The organism is Mycobacterium sp. HM-7 (assembly GCF_053852335.1).
Window position 1 is genome coordinate 2,209,877 of the sequence record NZ_CM132657.1, and the last position, 18,992, is coordinate 2,228,868.

Below are 18,992 nucleotides of genomic sequence, written 5' to 3' on the forward strand. Positions count from 1 at the left end.
TGGACGATCCATCGCCAAAAGACTCACTTCCATACGCGAGCGTCTACGCTCTCCATGTGGATGCCCTGGCGGGGTTGCTGGAGGGGCCGCGCGCCCGCGGCGCGTTTCTGATGCGGTCGCTGCTCGACGCGCCGTGGTCACTGCGGGTCGAAGATCGTGCACCGCTCACCATCGTCGTGGTGGCCCGCGGCTCGGCGACCGTCCTCCCGGATGGTGCCGCCGGCCGGCAACTCGAGGCGGGCGACATCGCGATCTTCCGTGGACCCGACGGTTACACCGTCGCCGATGACGCCGCCACCGCGCCCCAGGTCGTCGTGCACCCCGGGCAGGTCACCACGACCGTGGACGGTGAACCACTGTGTGAGGCACTGAGTCTCGGAGTCCGAAGCTGGGGCACCCGTCCGGACGCCGAGACCCTGCTGATCACGGGCGCCTATGAGGAAGTCGGCGCCGTGTGCCGTCGGCTCCTGTCGGCGCTACCGCCGCTGGTGGTGGTTCGGCGCGGCGAGATCAACGGCATGCTGGTGGACCTGCTGCTCGACGAGATGTCGCGCGACGAGCCGGCGCAGGGCGCCGTGCTCGACCGGATGCTGGACCTGCTCACCATCGCGGCGTTGCGTAGCTGGTTCTCCCATGAAGACGCGCCGGCCTGGTATCGCGCGTATCGAGATCCGCAGGTGGGCACGGCTCTTCGGCTCATCGAGAACAATCCGGCACATCCCTGGACCGTGGGCTCGCTGGCTGCCGAGGTCGGGCTGTCCCGGGCGGCACTCGCGCGGCGATTCACCCAACTCGTCGGCGAGCCGCCGATGGCACTGCTGACCGAGATTCGTCTGGCGCTGGCCGTCGACCTGCTGCGTGGATCGGATGCCACCATCGAGGCGGTTGCGGGCCGCGTCGGCTACAGCACCGCCTTTGCCCTGAGTACCGCGATCAAACGCCGTTACGGGATGAGCCCCAAGGCGATTCGCGCCGAGCAGTCCTAGCGGGTCTTGGCGAACCTGCGGTGCCGCAACACATACCGCGGAATGCCGCGCAGGGGAACGCCCTTCGGCCAACCGTCCGGCCGGAAGTACGCATCGGTGCCGCCGTCGACGAAAATGACGCTGCCGCAAAGGAAGTCGGCAGAGTCCGACAACATGAAGGTGATCCAGTTGGCGAGGTGCACGGGGTCGCCGAAGCCGCCGGTCGGGATCGGAAAAGCACGCACGGCCTTGCCTTCGCGCGGTGAGTCGAGCTGAGCCTGCAGCAGCGGGGTCATGATTGCGCCGGGCGCCAGCACGTTGAGTCGGATGCCGCGGCCGGCCCAGTCAGGTGTGACGGCCGTCTGCCGGACCCAGCGGGCCACGGCGATCTTCGACGCCGCGTACATGAGCGCCGAGGCGCCGCCGCCGAAGAACCGCACGGCCCGGGCCGCGCGGTCGGCGTCACCCTCCAACAGCGCCCGGATGGCACGCCGCGGGACCGCGGGCACCGTCGTGCTGGAGTTGCTGCCCAGCGCAACGACTTTCGCGTTGCCGGCCGCCGCGAGCGCAGGACGCCAGGCCGTCAGCAGGTCGACCGTGCCGAGGTAGTTGATCCGGGCGATCAGGCGGGCGCGGTCCTTGCCGGCGCCGGGGCCGATGCCGGCGGCCAGCACGGCACCGTCGAGCTTGCCCTCGGACAGTTCCAGCACCCGGGTGGCGGCGGTCCGCCGTCCATTGGCGGTGGAGAGATCGGCGATGACCTCGGCGTCCTTGAGGTCGACCCCGATCACCGTATGGCCCTGAGCACGTAACTGCTCCGCCGCTTGGTATCCCATGCCGGATGCCGAACCGGTCACAGCGTAGGTCCCGATGATGAACTCCTTGATTGGTGGGGGAATCGCCGTTCAGCCGGCGAGCAGCTTGGTCACCGCGTCGGCCACGTCACGACGGGCGCGATGTGCGATGTCGAGCACGGGCATGGTCAGGAAACCGTGGATGGCACCGTAATACAGTTCGGTGAGCGGAACGCCCGCCTCGCGTAATGCTTCGGCGTAGGCGAGTGCCTCGTCCCTCATCGGATCGTAGCCCGTGACCACGAGCACGGCCGGCGCAACGCCTTCGACGGACGCGGACAGCGGTGCCGCGTAAGGGTTTTCGCGATCGACAGTGTTGGGCACGTACTGGTCCCAGTACCACTGCATGGCGGCGGTGGTGTTGTAGTAGCCGGTGCGGAATTCGTGGTACGAGCCGTACGTGAAGTCTGCGGTCAGTACCGGGTAGAGCAGCACCTGCGCGGCCAGCGGCGCGCCGCCGCGGTCGCGGGTCATCAGCGCGGTGACCGCGGAGAGGTTGCCGCCGGCGCTGTCGCCACCGACCACGAGCTTCGCCGGGTCGCCGCCGAGTTCGGCGGCGTTGGCGGCGGCCCACTGGGTGACGGTGTAGACGTCTTCGGCGGCGGCAGGCCACGGATGTTCGGGCGCGAGCCGGTAGTCGACGGAAACCACCACGGCGGGAATGGAATTCGCGAAGCTGCGGCACAGCCCGTCGTGCGAATCCAGGTCGCAGAAGACGAATCCGCCGCCATGTGCGAACACGAAAACGGGGAGTCCGTCCTCCGTGGTGTTCCCGCTGGGCCGGTAGATCCGGACTCCGATGCCGTCGACCTCGGTGTTGGTGACGGAGTCGACCGCTTCGGGTTCAGCGGGCGCGACGTACCGCGCGCGGATCGCCGCACGCGCTTGTGCGCCGGTCATGTTCGGCAGATCGGGAAAGCCGCCGCCCAGTGCCTCGAGGAGACCGGCGATCTGCGGATCGAGGCTCATGCGCGATCCGCTCGCGCTACTCGCTGGTGACTCACGCGTACTGCAGCGCCGGACCCATGCGCAGCGGACGCATCGGCTGCAGCGTCGGCGCCACGCGGGAATCCTCGGCGTTGCGCCAGATGCCCATGGCGGTCATGCGCACCGGGGCGGTCAGCTGTTCGAAGGCCATGCGGTTCATTGGACCACACACCGAGACGGCGGCGACGGCCTCACCCTGGCGGCCGATCGGCGCTGCGACGCAACCGAATCCGGGCACCGACTCTTCGCGCTCGAAGGCGACGCCGTGCGCGCGGACCTTGGCCAGTTCGGTGGCGAGCTGGGCTCGGTTGGCTATCGAGTACTTGGTCTTGCGACTCATGAGGTCGACCTCGGCGTCCTGGTTGTAGGCCAGGATGGCCTTGCCGACGGCGGTACAGTGCGCCGGCTGGCGGCCACCCACCCGGGACGGCAACACGGTCATCATGCCGTTGCCGACCTTTTCCAGGTAGACGACGTCACCGCCGTCGAGCACCGCGAGGTGGACGACGAGTCCGGTGGCGCGGTGCAGTTCGTGCAGCAACGGGCCGGCGGCACGGTGCAGGCGGTCCTGGTGCACGGCCAGGGAGCCGAGTTCCACCAGGCGCATCCCGAGTTCGTAGTCGCGGCCGTTGCGGCGCAGCCAGCGCAGCTGCACCAGACGCTCCAGCATCCGGTGTGCGGAGGAGCGGGGCAGGCCGGTGCGGCGCACGATCTGCGCCAGGGTCAGCCGGCCGGGGCCGTCGAACGCGTCGAGGACCAGCGATACCCGGTCGATGACCGCGCTGGGGGTGGTGGATTCGACTGCTGCTGTCATGTCGGCCTCCAGGCTCCGTTGCTCTGTGTCATATTACTATTAGTAATATGACTGTTTGTATCACACGGCGGTGGGGCTTGTCACACATTTCGCAGGAACGCGGCAGAATATATGCACGACGAGGCGCCCCGAGCCGGGTCGGCAGGGGCGCCTCGTGTATCAATTCTGCAGCTCATGACCCAATTTTGGGACACTGCTCTGTGGTTACCGGGAGGGCGACGCGCGTGGTGACGACACGCCGGACCTGAGGTTTCAGCTCCGCGCCGCGGACCTCCCGGCCCGGCGCCCGTAGAAGCTGCCGTCGCCCAGGGACACGCCGCTGGCATAACCCCAGGCAGACAGACCCGCCGCGCTGCGCCCGGCGGCGAACAGGCCGGGAATCGGCTCGCCGCTGACGTGCAGTACGCGGCCGTCCAACGTGGTCAACAATCCGCCCAGGGTGAACCCGCCGGTGCTGTTACGCAGGTCGATCGCACCGACGGGCGACCCGATCGGGCGCAGCCACTGCGGCTTCTTGTGCAGCAGCGGGTCCTCGCCGTTCTCAGCGTGTTCGTTGTAGTAGGCGACGGTGTTCTGCAGGACGCCCGTGGGCAGGCCGATCTCGGCTTCGAGTTCGGCCACCGTTTCGCACACCCAGGTGGCCGGGCGGCGCAGGAACGGCGTCGCCGACGTCGCGGCCATCGCCTCTTCCATCGCATCGCCGTCGATGATCAGGTAGGCGATGTTGTCCTGGTAGTACAGCGTCTGCTGCCCGATGCGCCCCGGATAGGTGTCCTCGGCGATGTACCGCTGGCCGAACCCGTTGACCAGGATGCCGCGGACCAACTGCTGCGGGTCGCAGAAGAAGGCCACCTCGGTGGCATCCATGTGCGCCAGGTCCGCACCGAGGACCTGTGCCATCCGGATCGCCCGGCCGTCGTGCTGCTCGATGCTCGCAGCCGGACGCCCCGCGATGCGCGGTGCGTACTGCGCGACCATGGCATCGCTGTAGGCGAAGCTGCCCGAGGCCAGGACCACGCCGCGGCGGGCTCTGATCGCCACGGTCTCGCGGTACCGGCGCGCGGTGATCCCGGCCACCCGACCATCGGCCTCGACGATCAACGACTGCACCTCGGTGTCGTAGACCGACCGGACGCCCTGTGCGGTCGCGGTGTCCACCAGAGGCTTCATCAGCATGTAGCCGCCACTGCGCTCACCGGCCACCTTGTCGGCCATCTGCGGTACGTGCCCGCGCGGCGCCGGCGGGGCAATTGTGTTGTACGGGAAGGAATTCTCGCCGCCGGTGTACATCAGGCCTTCGTCGGCCGGCGGCTCCCAGCCCGGCTCGCCCCAGAACACCGGCTTGAACGGCACGCCGCAGTTCACCAGCCAGTCGTAGTGGGCGACACTGCCGGCGCAGTAGTCGTCGATCCGTTCAGCGTCGGCGCCCGGGCCCATCGCCACCTTCAGGAAGGCGGCCATGTTCGCCACCGAATCCTCGAAACCGCAAGCCTTTTGGAGTTCTGTGCCACCGCCGAGGTAGATGAACCCACCGGCCATGGCGGCGGCGCCGCCCCACCCTCCGGTGCGTTCGACCACCAGGACGTCGGCGCCTTCCGCTGAGGCCTCCACCGCGGCGGCCGCACCGGCGATGCCGTAGCCGACGATGACGACGTCGGCCTCGTCGTCCCATGCGGTGATCGACGACGCGGGAACGGGGTTCAGGTCAGCACTCATGGCAGCATCGCCCGCGGCGGAACGCCCATCCATTCATGGCCCCAGTAGCTGTCGGCCGTGATTTCCTCTGCGGTGTAATACCGCTCGTCGACCTTCATGCCCTCGGTGCCGAACTCGATGTCCCAATCGCCTGGTGACCGCACGTAGAACGAGACCATCTTGTCGTTGGTGTGCCGGCCGAGCGTCGAGGACAGCTGGAAGCCGTCCCGGTTCACCCGGTCGAGCGCCTGCCCGACGGCGTCCAGGGTGTCGACCTCGACCATGAGGTGGATCAGCTTCGGATCCCGCAGCGTCGCGGCCGGGCAGATCGCCAGGCTGTGGTGCCGCTCGTTGATACCCAGGAACTGCACGCGCAACGGGCCGAACTCCGGGGGAGCCGGCACCCGGAAGGCACCCCGGGGCAGGAAGCCGAGCACCTCGGTGTAGAACGTGAACAACCCCTTGGCATCCTGTGCGGGCAGCACCACGTGGCCGAGGCCGAGGCCCTCGGTGACGAAGCGGGCGCCGAACGGCGTGACGACGGGGCTGTGGTCGAGCACCGCGCCGTGGAATACCTCGATGTCATTGCCGGCCGGGTCGGCGAAGGCGATGACCTCGTCGACGCGGCGCGCGTCAGCCTCATCCAGGGACAACTGCTTCCACGGCACGCCTGCCCCGTCCAGGGTGGTCTGCACCCGGCGCAGCGCGGCGCCGTCGCGGACCTCCCAGCCCACGGTGACGATGCGATCGGCGTCGCCCGGTACCACGATGATGCGCGCGGTGCGCTCGTCCATCCGCAGGTACAGCGCGTCGGGATCGGGACCGCTGCCGGTCGCGAAACCCAGTACGTCGAAAGCGAATTGGCGCCAGCGTTCGATGTCGGCGGTCTGGACTTTCACGTAGCCCAGGCTCTTGAGGTCAGTCACGTCAGATCATGCCTCGCAGCGGACCCTGGGGATCCACGCCGAGGCTGCTCAGTGCCGACGCGTGGAAGGTGGTGCCGGGGACGTGGATGGCGTGGGCCTGGCCGACGTGTGCGTCGCGCCAGTAGCGCTGCAGCGGCTTGTCCATGCGGGTGGCGTTGCCGCCGCAGCGGGCGAAGATCTCGTCGACGGCGGACACTGCGCGCCACACCGACCGGATCTGGGTGCGCCGGCCGGCGGCGCGGTCCTCGAAGGACACTTCTTTACCGGCCTCGACCATGTCGTAGATGCGGTCGACGTTGGCCAGCAGTTCCTGGCGGGCGGCGTTGATGTCGGCGGCGGCCTCACCGATGGCGTACATGACGTACGGATCGTCCTTGATGGCCACGCCGCTGGAGTTGACGCGTTCGCGCTGGTAGTCGAGTGCGGCGCCCAAGGCACCCTCGGCGATGCCGATGACGGCGGACGAGATGCCCAGCGGGAACATGGTCGACCACGGCATCAGGTACAGCGGCGAGGTCATGCCGGCCTCGATCTGGGCCCGGCCGTCCATCACCTTGGTGGCGTCCATGGTGCGGTAGGTGGGCACGAAGGCGTCCTTGACGATGACGTCCTTGGAACCGGTGCCGCGCAGACCCACCACGTTCCAGGAGTCCTGGACGATCTCGTAGTCGCTGCGGGGCAGGATCATGTGCAGCATCTGCGGCGGCATGAGGGGCTTGCCCTCGGCGTCACCGAGCATGGCGCCCAGGAAGATCCACTCACAGTGGTCGGTGCCGGAGCTGAACTGCCAGCGGCCGTTGAAGATGTAGCCGCCGTCGACAGGCCGGGCCACGCCCTGCGGTGCGTACGGCGAGGCCACCCAGGTGTCGGTGTCGGATCCCCAGATTTCGGCGGCGACCTTCGGGTCGGCGTAGGCAAGCTGATACGGGTGCACGCCGACGACGCCGTTGATCCAGCCGGCGGCCGGATCCAGGGCAGCGGTCGCCATCACGGTCTCGGCGAATTCGCGCGGATGCACCTCCAGGCCGTCGTATTCCTTGGGCTGCAGCAGTTTGATGTTGCCGGCGGCCTTCATCAGTTTGACGGTCTCGTCGGGCAGTTGGCCCAACTTCTCTGCTTCCCAGGCTTGTTCGCGAAGCTGGTCGGCGATGTCACCGAGTTTGTCGATAACCCGCTGGGTCATGGTCGTTTTCCTAACTCCTGTGATGGGCTAATTAATGGTTTACCGCACCCGTCATGCACCGGGAGGCGGTTCCCGGTCAGCGGGCGAATTTCCGTTACCTGGAGCGAAACCGGGTGGTTGTCCACAGAGTTTCGGGGTGGCGGCCTGCCTTCGCCCCGCCGGTCCGATGGTCGGACCGGTGTGGACAGGCCATCCGGTGATCGGGACATCCGGGCGCCGGCTCATCCATCGACCGCCGGGCCTTCTGGCGGTCGACAGTGGACCGATGGCCCTAGAGCGCCCAGCGCGCACCGGCGCATCGTGGACCACGGTGGTTCACGATGACTGGTCGCGGGTGGCGAGCTCGGTGTCGCCTCAGCACCAAGGCAAGCCGAAGTGAAAGGCGGTGCGGTGATGGACATTCGACGCAGGACGGCCATTGTGGTGTCCGTGATCGTCGCGAGTGGTTCGGTGGCGGGCACAGCATCGAGCGTCGCGGCAGGCACGGGTCCGACTCAGTCGTCGGGCGCTGTCCAAGCGGCCATTGCGGCGGTGTCGTGGGCTGCGGAGCCACCCGGCTGCTGGGGCCCCAATGGGGTAGACCCAGACTGCCTCGGGCCAGGTCCATATGGGCACGGACAGTGGGGACCGCCTCCGGGACCGGGAACGCAGGGACCGGGGCCCGCGGTTGATCCTGGACACGCGGACCCGGGCTGAGGGGGTTCCGCGGTTCGCCCGTTCACCGGGACGCCTCGTACTCGGAGCTCCCGAGGGGAGCTAACTTCGCACTATGAGCAGCGCAGAACAGGTTGACATCGTAGTTGTAGGTGCCGGCTTCGCCGGGCTTTACGCACTGCACAAGCTGCGGTCGGAAGGCCACTCGGTCGTGGTGTTCGAGGCGGCCTCGGACGTCGGCGGCACCTGGTTCTACAACCGGTATCCGGGGGCCCGCTGCGACGTGGAGAGCATCGACTACTGCTACTCGTTCGACAAGGACCTCCAGCAGGAGTGGACCTGGACCGAGAAGTACGCCACGCAGGCCGAAATCCTCACGTACATCAACCATGTCGCCGACCGCTTCGACCTGCGCCGCGACATCCGGCTGAACACCCGTGTCAGCTCGGCGACCCTCGACGAGGAGACGCTGCGCTGGACGGTCACCACCGATGCCGGCGACGTCGTCGACGCGCAGTTCTGCGTCATGGCCACCGGTGCGCTGTCCGATCCGCTGCTGCCGAACATTCCGGGCGTCGAGACCTTCGCCGGCGAGACCTACCACACCGCGAACTGGCCGCACGAGGGCGTCGATTTCACCGGCAAACGGGTCGGCCTCATCGGGACCGGATCGTCAGGCATCCAGACCACCCCGATCGTTGCCGCGCAGGCCGCCGAACTCGTTGTCTTCCAACGTACTCCGAACTTCTCCGTGCCCGCGGGCAACGAACCGCTGACGGCCGAGCGGGAAGCCGAGGTCAAGGCCAACTACGACGAGCGGCGCGAACTGTCGTGGCGCAGTGGTGGTGGCTCGCCCCACCTGGCCCACCCCAAGCTGACCATGGAGCTGTCCGACGAGGAGCGTCGCGCCGAATTCGAAAAGCGTTGGCAGCTGGGCGGTGTGCTGTTCAGCAAGACCTTCCTCGACCAGATGGTCGACCCGGTGGCCAACGCCGAGGCCAAGAAGTTCTACGACGAGAAGGTACGCGCGGTCATCGACGATCCCGCGGTCGCGGACCTGCTGATCCCGAACGATCACCCGATCGGTGCCAAGCGAATCTGCACCGATACCAACTATTTCCAGACGTTCAACCAGCCGCACGTGAAGCTGGTCAGTGTGAAGCAGACCCCGATCGAGAAGATCGACGCGACGGGCATCACCACCACCGATGCCCGCTTCGACCTGGACGCCATCATCTTCGCCACCGGATTCGACGCGCTCACCGGCGCATTGGGTCGCATCGACATCACCGGCCGCGGTGGCCAGAAGCTCAAGGAGAACTGGGCCGATGGACCGCGCAGCTACCTGGGTCTGGGTGTCGACGGCTTCCCGAACATGTTCCTGGTCAATGGACCCGGCGCGCCGGCAGTGCTGGCCAACATGGTGTTGCACGCCGAAGCCCACGTGAACTGGATCGCCGACGCCATCGAGTACGTCGGCAAGCACGGCTACTCGGCCATCGAGGCCACCACCGAATCGGTAGACGACTGGAACGCCGAACTGGTCCGACGTGCCGACCAGACGCTGTTCCCGAAGGCGAACTCCTGGTACATGGGCGCGAATGTGCCGGGCAAACCGCGGGTCTTCATGTTGTTCATCGGCGGCTTCGCCGCCTACAACGACATCTGCGCCGAGGTTGCGGCCGCCGGGTACAAGGGATTTGAACTGACAAAGGCCGGCTGATGTCAGGGCTGCTGAACAAGGTCGCCCTCGTGACCGGAGCCGCGCGCGGCACCGGCCGAGCTCACTGCGAGCGGCTCGCCGACGAGGGCGCCGACATCATCGCACTCGACGTCGCCAGTGCCGCAGCCGATTTGGCTGACGTCGCCGACGCGGTCAAACAGCGCGGCCAGCGCTGCTACACCGGCGTCGCCGACGTGTCGTCGTTCGACGAGATGCAGGCCGCCGTCGACGAGGGGGTCTGGGAGTTCGGCCGGCTGGACGTGGTGGTTGCCAACGCCGGTATTCATTCGGCGTCGGCGCCCACCTGGGAGGTGACCGGCGAGGACTGGCAGCGCGTCATCGGGGTCAACCTCACCGGCGTGTGGCACACGGTCAAGGCCGGCGTTCCGCATTTCGGGCCGGCCGGCGGATCCGTGGTCATCATCAGTTCCACCAACGGACTTCGCGGCACCGCGAACACGTCGGCGTACACCGCGACCAAGCACGCCGTGGTCGGACTGGCGCGCACCTTGGCCAATGAGTTGGGGCCCAAGCGGATTCGGGTCAACACCGTGCATCCTGGCGCGGTGGGCACTCCGATGGTGCTGAACCCGGAGACCTTCAGACGCATCCGGCCCGATCTGGAGGACCCGACCGCCGAGGATGTTGCCGAAGTCCTTGCGGCTCGTAATCTCTTACCGGTGCCGTGGGTGGAGCCCGAGGACATCAGCAACGCGGTGGTGTTCCTGGCGTCCGACGAGGCCCGCTACATCACCGGCACCCAGTTGGTCGTCGACGCGGGGCTGACCCAGAAGGCGTAGGCGGGGTCGGCGGGGTTGCCGGGCGCCGGCGGTGGGCGGTTGGTCGCCAGTGGCGTGTCTTCTCCCTCGCCCTCGACACCGAATTAGCCTGGTTGGCAATATGTTTGAGTCTGACCGAGTAGACGCGGTTCAGGCAACCGGTTGTCCTAGCTCATGTTCCAGGAATCGCCGTAGGTGGTGACGCTGTCACCGGACTTGCTGATGAGACGCGCGAACGGGCGCAGAAGAACCCCGCCGGCGGCACCGGTCACCGTGCCGTGCGCGTTTGACACCGCCACCACTCCCGTCTGTCCGCTGACCGAAACAGCGAAGGTCGCAACCTCCTGGATGCCCGGTCCATTACCCAGATCGGCGCTGACGGACACCCCGGGAAACAGGTTCGGCGTGATGATCTGAGGGCGGTTGATAAGCGCCTTGTCGAACAAGATGTTTGGCGTGGTGTAGCTGAATTTGATACCCACGCCCAACGACCACGGGAAGCCTATCTGATAACCCAGTTCCACCTTGCCGGCGAAATCATCGGATCCGGGTCCGTCGACGACGTACTTTGCCCGGCCTGAGTGGAACCACTCACGTGTGAGTCTGTTGTGGTCCAACGGCGCAACCCCGTTGAGGAAGGTATCCCACTGCTGGATGGTCAAGGTGCGGTCTTTGCCATCAACCAGTGCAAGCTGATTGTCCAATGCCGCGTGCGAAGTTGAGGTGCCGACAAACAACAGCGCCGCCGTAGGGACAGCGACCGCCAGCGTGCGGTGCAGAATCATCATGTGCTCCCTCGACAAACTAGGCAACGGCTGATCACGGGCCGTGCCAGCATGTCGCGTGCGGCGCGCCTGGTGGAATCCCCCACGTGGCCACAACCGGCATCCACCCGGCGGGTACCAGACGTGCGGCCGGCAACCGGCCACCTGGATGGCGATGGCAGTCGGTCGGGGGATGGCGCGCGGCTGACGTGGGCGGCAGACTCGTGCAGTGGCGAGAGCGTCGAAGAACAACCAGCCCACGCGAGGTGATGAATTCGGCTGCGTACCAGACGATTCGCAGCAAGGTCTCAGCCCTGTGGAGATTCTGACGACCGTGCTGACAGTGCTGGCAATCGCGCTTGTTTTTGCGGCGGGCGTTGCAGCCGCAGCAGAATGGCTGCGCCCAGAACCATTGTTCCCCAGGCGCGCGGGGATACCGTACTGCGTCGGGTTGGCCGTCGGCCTAGCTGGGTGACGCGCGCCCCGCGCCAGCAGAGAGCGCCGGAGAGCGTTGCGCGGGAGAGGGTTTCGGCGAATCCGCGGTTCGCCACAATCTTCGTGCCGTTGCGAATATGGCTACCATTCACGGTGTGAAGCTGGATACGAACACGATATATGGCTGGGTCGTAGGGACCGTCCTCGCGAGTGTGGTTCTCGCAGCAATCCCACCGGGCCAGAGTCCGTCGTATGTGGGCAGCTGGGTGCTGATCTCGGTTGTCGCCGCGGCGGTTACCCGAAGCTACGGACAACACGTTTCGACCCATCACGTCGATTCACCGGCGACTTTCTGGCAGGACCTGAGGCGGTCCATGCTTACGGGAATCCCGATGGTGGTGGCGTGCATACCGACCCTGCTCGTCCTTGCCGCGGCGGCGGCCGCGCACTGGAGTGATGACACTTTCACCTCGGACGGCACACTGGTGTCGGTCGGCTACACGACGGGCGCCCTCGCGGTGAATGCCGCGGTGCTCTTTGTCCTCGGTGCGATCGCGGCCTATAAGAGCGGTTACCGCAAGTGGCGGCTCTGCGGTATCGGTTTGGCGAACACCACGATCGGCCTCGCTGTGGCGAGTCTGAACTTGCTGATCAAATAGCTTGAGCGAATGGGGTTACCGCCACTTTCACGCTCGTCAAGGCGGCTCAGGTTTGCAGGGGCAGGCGCATCGAGAGTCGGTAGCCGCCGTCGCTGAGGGCCCCGGATTGTAAAGAGCCGCCGAGAAGTTCGGCGCGTTCACGAAGCCCGAGTAGGCCGTTTCGGTCGCTGGGCAGTAGTTCGGCCGTGTGGGTCGGTTTGGAATTGGTGAGAGTGACGCGGACGTGGTGTTTGTCGATGATCAGTTCCAGCGACGCTCTCGCCCCGGGTGCGTGCTTGGCGACGTTCGTGAGACCTTCCTGGACCGCGCGGTAGATGGCACGCTGAACGGCCGCAGACGGTTTGACGGCGCCGTCGTAGTTGGTGGTGATGGTGGTGTCTATCCCTGAGTTGGCGACCAGGACCTGTACGTCGTCGATGCCCGGCTGTGGGGTGAGTGTCACTGCCTCACTCCCTGACGCCCGCAGCACGCCGACCATGTCGCGCAGTTCGTCGAGCGTTTGCACGCTCAGGGTTCTGATGGTTCGGGCAGTCGCTGCGGTGGCGTCGTCGGGCGCGGTTACCTGTAGTGCGCCCGCCTGTACTGCGATCAAGCTGACCTGATGCGACACGACATCGTGCATTTCGCGAGAGAGGTTTGCCCGTTCGCGCGCCAGCGCCTTGTCGATCAACAACTCTTGTTCGTGTTGCCTGGCACGGTCGATTTCGGCAAGTCTGGCTGATAGTTCCGCGCGAGCACGGGTCAGCAGGCCGAGTAGTAGCGGTGCGCCGGTGAACAGGATCGCGTAGACGATGTCGAGCAGTCGGCTGGCGTTGAAGTGCGGCGTGTCCCAAAAGCTGGTGAAGCATACGAATGTCGTTGCCGCGCAAAGCGCCAACCGGTAGCGAGCAGGTCGCAGCTCAGCGACTGTGTACAACGCGACGAGGGTGGCAATCACCGTTGAACCGACGACAAGCGCGGGGATCGTGGCGGCGAAGCTGAGGTAGGGGAAACGGCGCCGCACGAACAGTCCGGCGACGGCGATGACCACGAAGACCAGGTTGCGCGGGGACGGTGTGTCGTCGAGGCTGTTGAGAATGGCGTCGGCGGCGGCGAGTCCGATCAGCAGGGCGTCGCCGACCAATCGCCGGCCGACTTGCCGCCGGCTAGCGGTCATGCTGACTGCCGTCGTCCAGAACGCCGGCTCGTTGGGCGATGATGGCCGCCTCCACACGGCTCTTGACCGAGAGCTTCGACAGGATCGAGCTCACCTGGTCTTTGACGGTGCCGACACTGGTGTACAGCGTGGCCGCGATCTCACCGTTCGAATTCCCTTGCGCAAGCAGCCGTAGTACCTCTGTCTCGCGGTCGGTCAGTGCCCGCAGCTTGCTCTCGGCGTCACGGTCGACGCGGTCGTCGAGGTAGCCCGAGATCACCTTGGGACTGACACCTCCCGACAGCACCAACCCGCCGGCGGCGAGAGAGCGGACCATATGCGGAAGTTGTTCAGGATCAGTGTCTTTCAGCAGAAACCCGGATGCGCCTGCGCGCAATGCCGCCGCGACGTATTCGTCGGCGTCGAATGTCGTGAGCATCGCCACGACCGGCGGTGTGGGTAGTTGCTGCAGTTCGGCCAGCACAGTGAGGCCGTCCTTGCCCGGCATTCGGATGTCGAGCAGCACCACGTCAGGGCGCTGCTCGCGGATGACGTCCACAGCCTGTATGCCGTCGCACGTTTTGACCACATCGATGTCGGCTGCCGCTGACAGGATCAGCTCGAATCCTGATCGGATCAGTGCTTCGTCGTCGACGATGACAATGCTCGGCACGGCATCCTCCTCACTACTGCGGTCAGCTGCGGCCACGTCCGGCATATGACGGTAGCTCCGATTGCCCGGCCGGCCGAACCGACCTGCAGCATTGTGGCCGGTTGGACATACAGCTCAGCCGGGTGGATGGGTTGTCACCCGCCGACCGGGCAAGCCGTCGGATCGGCAACGTTCATGGCGTTGACGAGGCTGCGATACATCTCGTCGCCGGCAATCAGGTCTCGGTGCGTGCCGTGCGCGCGGATTCGGCCGCGTTCCATGACCATGATGTTGTCAGCGTCGATGACTGTGGAGAGTCGGTGGGCGACGGTGATGACGGCCTGTTTGCGTGCGCGCTGACGGATGCAGGCGGCTATTGCAGTCTCGGTCAAGCCGTCCAGGTGTGCCGTCGCCTCGTCGAGTAACAGAACATCTGACGGCTGCAACAGGGCTCGTGCCAGTGCGATGCGCTGTCGCTGGCCGGTCGAGACCGCTGACGAGTTGAGATCGGTGCCGAGACCGTGTTCGAGTTCGGCTATCTCCTCGGCCAATCGGACCTCCCGCAGCACGGCATGCAGTTCGGCCTCCGAAGCGTCGGGAAATGCGTAGAGCAGATTGTCGCGGATCGTTCCCGGAACGATGGGGGTGTCCTGCTCGACGAATGCCATTCGTGCCCGGAGGTCGGCGTGGGTGTACGCCTGGTAGGGACGGCCGTTGAGGAGCAGTTCGCCGTGCTCCGGCTCGAGGAACCGCATGATCAGCGCGAGCATTGTCGTCTTTCCCGCGCCGGAAGGTCCGACGATCGCGGTGTGCCCGCACCGCGCGACGATCAGGTTGACGTCGCGGACCGTCGGGGATGTGCTTGGGTAGCCGGCAGTCACCGAACGAAACTCCAGGACCGGTGCGTCACCGGTGGGTGTCTCGGACTCGAACGAGACTGCGGCCGTATCGGATTCGGTGGTGATGGTCTCGGCTTGACGGATACGCCCTGCTGCTGCGATGCCTGCCTGGAGCGTCGTGACGTTGTGGGACAACTCGGTGATGGGATCGATGAGCCCGAATGCGTAGAGCAGGAAGGCAATCAGGCTGGACAGCGCCATCGCGTTCTCGCTGACCCGCCATGCGCCCACCGCCAAGACGACCACGATCGCGAGGTTGGCCCCGGCCGTGGCGATCGTCCAGGCCAGGGACTCGCGGCGAGCGGCACGGATCGCGTGGTGGGTGGAGGCGTCGGCCTCGACGATTATTTGGTCCGCCTGGCGTTCTTCGGCCCGGCAGGCTTTCACGGTGCGGATGGCGCGCACGGTGCCCTCGAGAAGGCCGCCCACTTTTCCGAGGTGATGCTGCGCTTGTTGCTGGTCAGTGGCGATGCCGGGCATCAGGGCGGCGAAGAGCGCGGCTACGACGGCGACTGTGACCAGTGTGGTGGCAAGTAGCGGGATATCGAGCACTGCCATCAGCACGAACGTGCCCGTCAGCATCACGGTGCCGTTGATCAAACCGTTGATGCTCGCCGACGCCTCGTGCAGCAACACTGTGTCAGAGGTGACGCGGCTGACCAGCTCGCCGGGCCGATGGCTGCTGATGGCGGGTACGGTCGCTCGTAAGAACCTGTGTACCAAGCTCTTACGGGCGTCGAGCACTATCCGCTCACCGACGGTCGCGAGCAGAATCGATTCCACGTAGGCGATGACGGCGCTGAACATCAACAGGCCGACGAGGGCCACGACCGGGAGGATGAGAGGAGCTTTTGTGCCCAGCGAATCCAACACGACCTTGGTGATCATGGGGCTCGCCAAACCGGCGGCGGAGGCCATGAGGCCCAGTACGAGGCCGATTGCAAGCCTGGTGCGGTGCGGGGCGGCGAACGACCACAGTACGTGTAGGCGCTCGAAGCGAGGGGTGGCGAGGAAATGCATGTTGATCCAAATGAGATGGGCTGCAGACGGATAACTCCGGCAGAGGTCTTGCGCCCGTGACGGTCACCATCGTGCTCTCGACTATGAAGCTGCGGTGTACGCGTGCCGAGTTCGGGGGCACTCGGTGACCGAGTCTGCCGCGTCGGGGTCGCGGCCGCCATCCGCCACCCGGCCAGACTTTTGCAGCCAATCGGGGGGGGGGGGGCTAGCTGCGTCCCTTCGGGGCCTGCTTGCGGGCGGGTGCGGGCTCGCGCTCGACGAGGCCGGCCGCAATCTCAAGTTCGAGGAGTGCCGGTTCGATGGCGTCGGCCATGGCGTCGATGTCGTTCGCCATCTCGGGTGTAGTGACGAAGCCGAAGTCGATCCGGTCGCGGTAGCTGAAGCAGGTGACGTTGAGTCCGACGTCCATCAGCAAGGGGCCCATCGGCATCATCTGCTCGAGGACCGCGCCGTCCATGTAGAGCGGCACGGGCGGCCCGGGCACGTTGGACACGACGAGGTTCATCGGCTTCAGGGTGCCGCCGAGCTTGCTCGCGGTGTATGCCCGGGCAGCCAGGGCGACCAGACCGGGCGGCGTGGTGTCGGTCAACCCCATGATCTGGTGCGCCGTCAGGGCTTTGGCCATTTCCTTGGCGCTCTGGGAGCTGGCGTAGATGGCTTTGATCCGCTCGGCGGGGTCGACGACGTCGGACGCCAGCGAGACCGCCATGGCACTGACCTGGTTGCCCACCTGGTTGCTGGAGCTCTCGGTGCGGGTCGACACCGGAACCTGCGCGATGAGCGACTTCTCGGGCAGCTCGCCGCGGTCTTCCAGGTAGGTCCGCATGGCACTCGAGACCAGTGCCAGCACGACATCGTTGACCTTCACCCCGAATGCTTCCTTGACCGCTTTGACGCGTTCCAGGGAGACACCGGAATTGCTCACTCGGCGGTGCGGTGAGATCGGGCCGTTGAACCGCGTCGGCGGCGCGTCGAAGATGCCGGGCGGTTTGTTGGCGACGCCGAGCGCCGCGATCTGCTGTCGCACGGTCTGTTCCAGGAAGCGCGCGATCCGGTAGGGCGTCTTGATGCCGATGTTGATCAGTCCGCCCAAGGCCTGCAATTCCATCCCGGGTGCCTTGACACCGACCAGTGACCGGGTCGGTTCGGCGGCCGGCGGCCGCGGAGTGGGCGTGAGGTCCAGCAGAATCTCGCCGAGGCCCGCTCCCGAAACGCCGTCGATGATGGCGTGGTGCATCTTCATCAGCACCGCGACGCGGCCGCCTTCGACGCCTTCGATGAACCAGAGTTCCCACAGTGGTCTGGACCGGTCGAGTTTGTAGGACATCAAACGTCCCACCAGCTGGTCGAGTTCGCGGCGGCCGCCCGGGGCCGGTACTGCGATGTGGCGCACGTGGAAGTCGATATCGAGTTCCTCGTCCTCGACGAACCACGGTCGGTCGAGGCCGAGTGGCGCGCCGGTGACTCGCCAGCGCAATTGCGGCATCTCGGGCAGGCGGGCGGCGACAAGCGCTTTCATCGACTCGAAGCTGAAATCCGGTGCGTCCGTGGGGTCGTAGATCGAAGATGCCGCGACGTGCATATGCCAACTGTTGGTTTCCGCGAACCAGAAGGTTGCGTCAGCACCGGACAAGCGATTCATGGGCCTGATCCTAGGGCGCTCGCGGAGGAGTCGGCTCGAAATCGGCCGATTGGTACGAACTTCGGCGTGTGAGGGTTGGCTCCGTGCGTCGTGCATCGGCGATCACGTTGGTGCACAACGTCACCCGGCGTCTCGGCAGGTGGCCAAATGTTCCAGGACGGTCAATTGGTAAGCCGGACAATATATTCGGCAGATTCGCATGACCGACGACAGCGGCCGCGTACCGCACACCATCTATCGGCGTGCGGACGCGGCCGCTCGGGGAGAAGATCAGCGCTGCAGGAAGCCCAGCACGGTGCTCTCGAAAGCCTCCTTGGCCTCGATCATGGCCCAGTGCCCGCAGTTCGGGAACACGTGGAGCTCGGCGTTGGAGATGGTGCGCATGGGGATCAGCGCCATGTCGAGCGGGCTCACGCGGTCGTCGCGACCCCAGGTCAGCAGCGTCGGCGCCTTCACCTTGTGCATCTGCGCCCACGGCTGTGGCGGCGCGTCGGCCGACCGCATGAACTTCATCATCATCTTGAAGGCGGCCTTGCCGTACATCCGGCGAGCCGACTCCAGCGTCTCGGGATCGGAGGCCAGCTTCATGCGTTCTTCGATCAGCTCTTCGGTGACGATCTTCTCGTCGTAGACCATCGAGTTGAGCCAGTCGATCAGGCGCTGCCGGGTCGGATCCTCGGTGAACTCCTGCAGCAGCCGGATGCCCTCCGACGGGCCGGGGCTGAAGATGTTCGTACCGATGCCGCCGATGGTGACCAGCTTGCCGATGCGGTCGGGATTGTTGATCGCGAAGTTGATGCCGACGCCGCCGCCCATCGAGTTGCCGACGATGTCCACCTTCTCGATCCCGAGCGCGTCGAGGAAGGGCACGACGGCGGACTGGGCGTCGATCATCGGGTGGCCGCCGAAGTCGTCGCTGACGCCGAAGCCGGGGAACTCCAGGATCAGGCAGCGGAAGTGCGCCGCGAAGGTCGGCAGGATGCCGCGGAAGTTGCGCCACCCTGTGACGCCCGGGCCCGAACCGTGGAGAAACAGCACTACAGGGCCGCTACCCTCGTCGTAATAGCGCAGGGTGCCGCGCTCGGTCTGGACTTCCTTCAGCTCAGTCATACGTTCCAAATTACGGTGTGATTGTCACGCGGTGACCACCGCCTCCCGTCCGGCGGAACACGACGTGCCCGGGGGCGCCCGATTGTGCCGCGTACG

Annotated in this window: 16 protein-coding genes; 4 read left to right on the top strand and 12 right to left on the bottom strand. The window is 66.2% G+C overall.

What is annotated here, in order from left to right; genetic code table 11:
* Positions 1-56: 56 nt before the first annotated feature.
* Positions 57-986 (top strand): cupin domain-containing protein, encoded by a 930-nt coding sequence (locus tag ACWW1C_RS10620; protein WP_455983391.1) that lies wholly within the window; start codon positions 57-59, stop codon positions 984-986.
* Here ACWW1C_RS10620 and ACWW1C_RS10625 read toward each other — a convergent pair.
* The 6 genes from ACWW1C_RS10625 to ACWW1C_RS10650 all read right to left on the bottom strand — a co-directional run bounded on the left by ACWW1C_RS10625 (position 983) and on the right by ACWW1C_RS10650 (position 7,424).
* Positions 983-1,837 (bottom strand): SDR family oxidoreductase, encoded by an 855-nt coding sequence (locus ACWW1C_RS10625; RefSeq protein ID WP_455984228.1) that lies wholly within the window; start codon positions 1,835-1,837, stop codon positions 983-985. The two genes, ACWW1C_RS10620 and ACWW1C_RS10625, sit on opposite strands and share 4 nt — an antisense overlap.
* Positions 1,838-1,870: 33 nt before the next feature.
* Positions 1,871-2,788 carry an alpha/beta hydrolase gene (locus tag ACWW1C_RS10630; RefSeq protein ID WP_455983392.1) on the bottom strand — a complete coding sequence of 306 codons (918 nt, stop codon included), beginning with the start codon at positions 2,786-2,788 and terminating at the stop codon, positions 1,871-1,873.
* Positions 2,789-2,819: 31 nt separating this feature from the next.
* On the bottom strand, positions 2,820-3,620 hold the full coding sequence (locus ACWW1C_RS10635; protein WP_043393948.1) for an IclR family transcriptional regulator: 801 nt from the start codon (positions 3,618-3,620) through the stop codon (positions 2,820-2,822).
* Positions 3,621-3,872: 252 nt separating this feature from the next.
* The gene (locus tag ACWW1C_RS10640) at positions 3,873-5,336 is read right to left on the bottom strand and encodes an FAD-dependent oxidoreductase (protein ID WP_455983393.1); all 1,464 of its coding nucleotides are present in this window, start codon (positions 5,334-5,336) and stop codon (positions 3,873-3,875) included.
* Positions 5,333-6,241 (bottom strand): biphenyl-2,3-diol 1,2-dioxygenase, encoded by a 909-nt coding sequence (gene bphC / locus ACWW1C_RS10645; protein ID WP_455983394.1) that lies wholly within the window; start codon positions 6,239-6,241, stop codon positions 5,333-5,335. The genes ACWW1C_RS10640 and bphC overlap by 4 nt, the downstream gene beginning before the upstream one ends.
* 1 nt (position 6,242) lies before the next feature.
* Positions 6,243-7,424: an acyl-CoA dehydrogenase family protein gene (locus tag ACWW1C_RS10650; RefSeq protein ID WP_455983395.1), complete on the bottom strand. Its 1,182-nt coding sequence runs from the start codon at positions 7,422-7,424 to the stop codon at positions 6,243-6,245.
* Between the two features lie 769 nt (positions 7,425-8,193).
* Here ACWW1C_RS10650 and ACWW1C_RS10655 point away from each other — a divergent pair.
* Together ACWW1C_RS10655 and ACWW1C_RS10660 are read left to right on the top strand one after the other, a co-directional pair.
* A complete protein-coding gene (locus ACWW1C_RS10655) occupies positions 8,194-9,801 on the top strand; it encodes a flavin-containing monooxygenase (RefSeq protein ID WP_455983396.1) in 1,608 nt (535 codons plus the stop codon).
* On the top strand, positions 9,801-10,601 hold the full coding sequence (locus tag ACWW1C_RS10660; protein WP_455983397.1) for a mycofactocin-coupled SDR family oxidoreductase: 801 nt from the start codon (positions 9,801-9,803) through the stop codon (positions 10,599-10,601). The genes ACWW1C_RS10655 and ACWW1C_RS10660 overlap by 1 nt, the downstream gene beginning before the upstream one ends.
* Positions 10,602-10,747: 146 nt before the next feature.
* On the opposite strand, the gene ACWW1C_RS10665 is transcribed toward ACWW1C_RS10660, so the two are convergent.
* The gene (locus ACWW1C_RS10665) at positions 10,748-11,365 is read right to left on the bottom strand and encodes an MspA family porin (protein WP_455983398.1); all 618 of its coding nucleotides are present in this window, start codon (positions 11,363-11,365) and stop codon (positions 10,748-10,750) included.
* A gap of 569 nt (positions 11,366-11,934) precedes the next feature.
* Here ACWW1C_RS10665 and ACWW1C_RS10670 point away from each other — a divergent pair.
* Positions 11,935-12,438: a hypothetical protein gene (locus ACWW1C_RS10670; RefSeq protein ID WP_455983399.1), complete on the top strand. Its 504-nt coding sequence runs from the start codon at positions 11,935-11,937 to the stop codon at positions 12,436-12,438.
* 46 nt (positions 12,439-12,484) lie between these two features.
* On the opposite strand, the gene ACWW1C_RS10675 is transcribed toward ACWW1C_RS10670, so the two are convergent.
* The 5 genes from ACWW1C_RS10675 to ACWW1C_RS10695 all read right to left on the bottom strand — a co-directional run bounded on the left by ACWW1C_RS10675 (position 12,485) and on the right by ACWW1C_RS10695 (position 18,896).
* Positions 12,485-13,594, bottom strand: coding sequence for a sensor histidine kinase (locus ACWW1C_RS10675; RefSeq protein WP_455983400.1), 1,110 nt, complete (start codon positions 13,592-13,594; stop codon positions 12,485-12,487).
* Entirely contained in the window at positions 13,584-14,246 is a 663-nt protein-coding gene (locus ACWW1C_RS10680; protein ID WP_455983401.1) for a response regulator, read from the bottom strand. Before ACWW1C_RS10680 ends, ACWW1C_RS10675 begins: the two co-directional genes overlap by 11 nt.
* Before the next feature lie 134 nt (positions 14,247-14,380).
* Entirely contained in the window at positions 14,381-16,144 is a 1,764-nt protein-coding gene (locus tag ACWW1C_RS10685; RefSeq protein WP_455983402.1) for an ABC transporter ATP-binding protein, read from the bottom strand.
* A gap of 205 nt (positions 16,145-16,349) precedes the next feature.
* Entirely contained in the window at positions 16,350-17,786 is a 1,437-nt protein-coding gene (locus tag ACWW1C_RS10690; RefSeq protein WP_455983403.1) for a WS/DGAT/MGAT family O-acyltransferase, read from the bottom strand.
* A 270-nt stretch (positions 17,787-18,056) separates the two neighbouring features.
* The gene (locus tag ACWW1C_RS10695) at positions 18,057-18,896 is read right to left on the bottom strand and encodes an alpha/beta fold hydrolase (protein ID WP_455983404.1); all 840 of its coding nucleotides are present in this window, start codon (positions 18,894-18,896) and stop codon (positions 18,057-18,059) included.
* Positions 18,897-18,992: the final 96 nt, after the last annotated feature.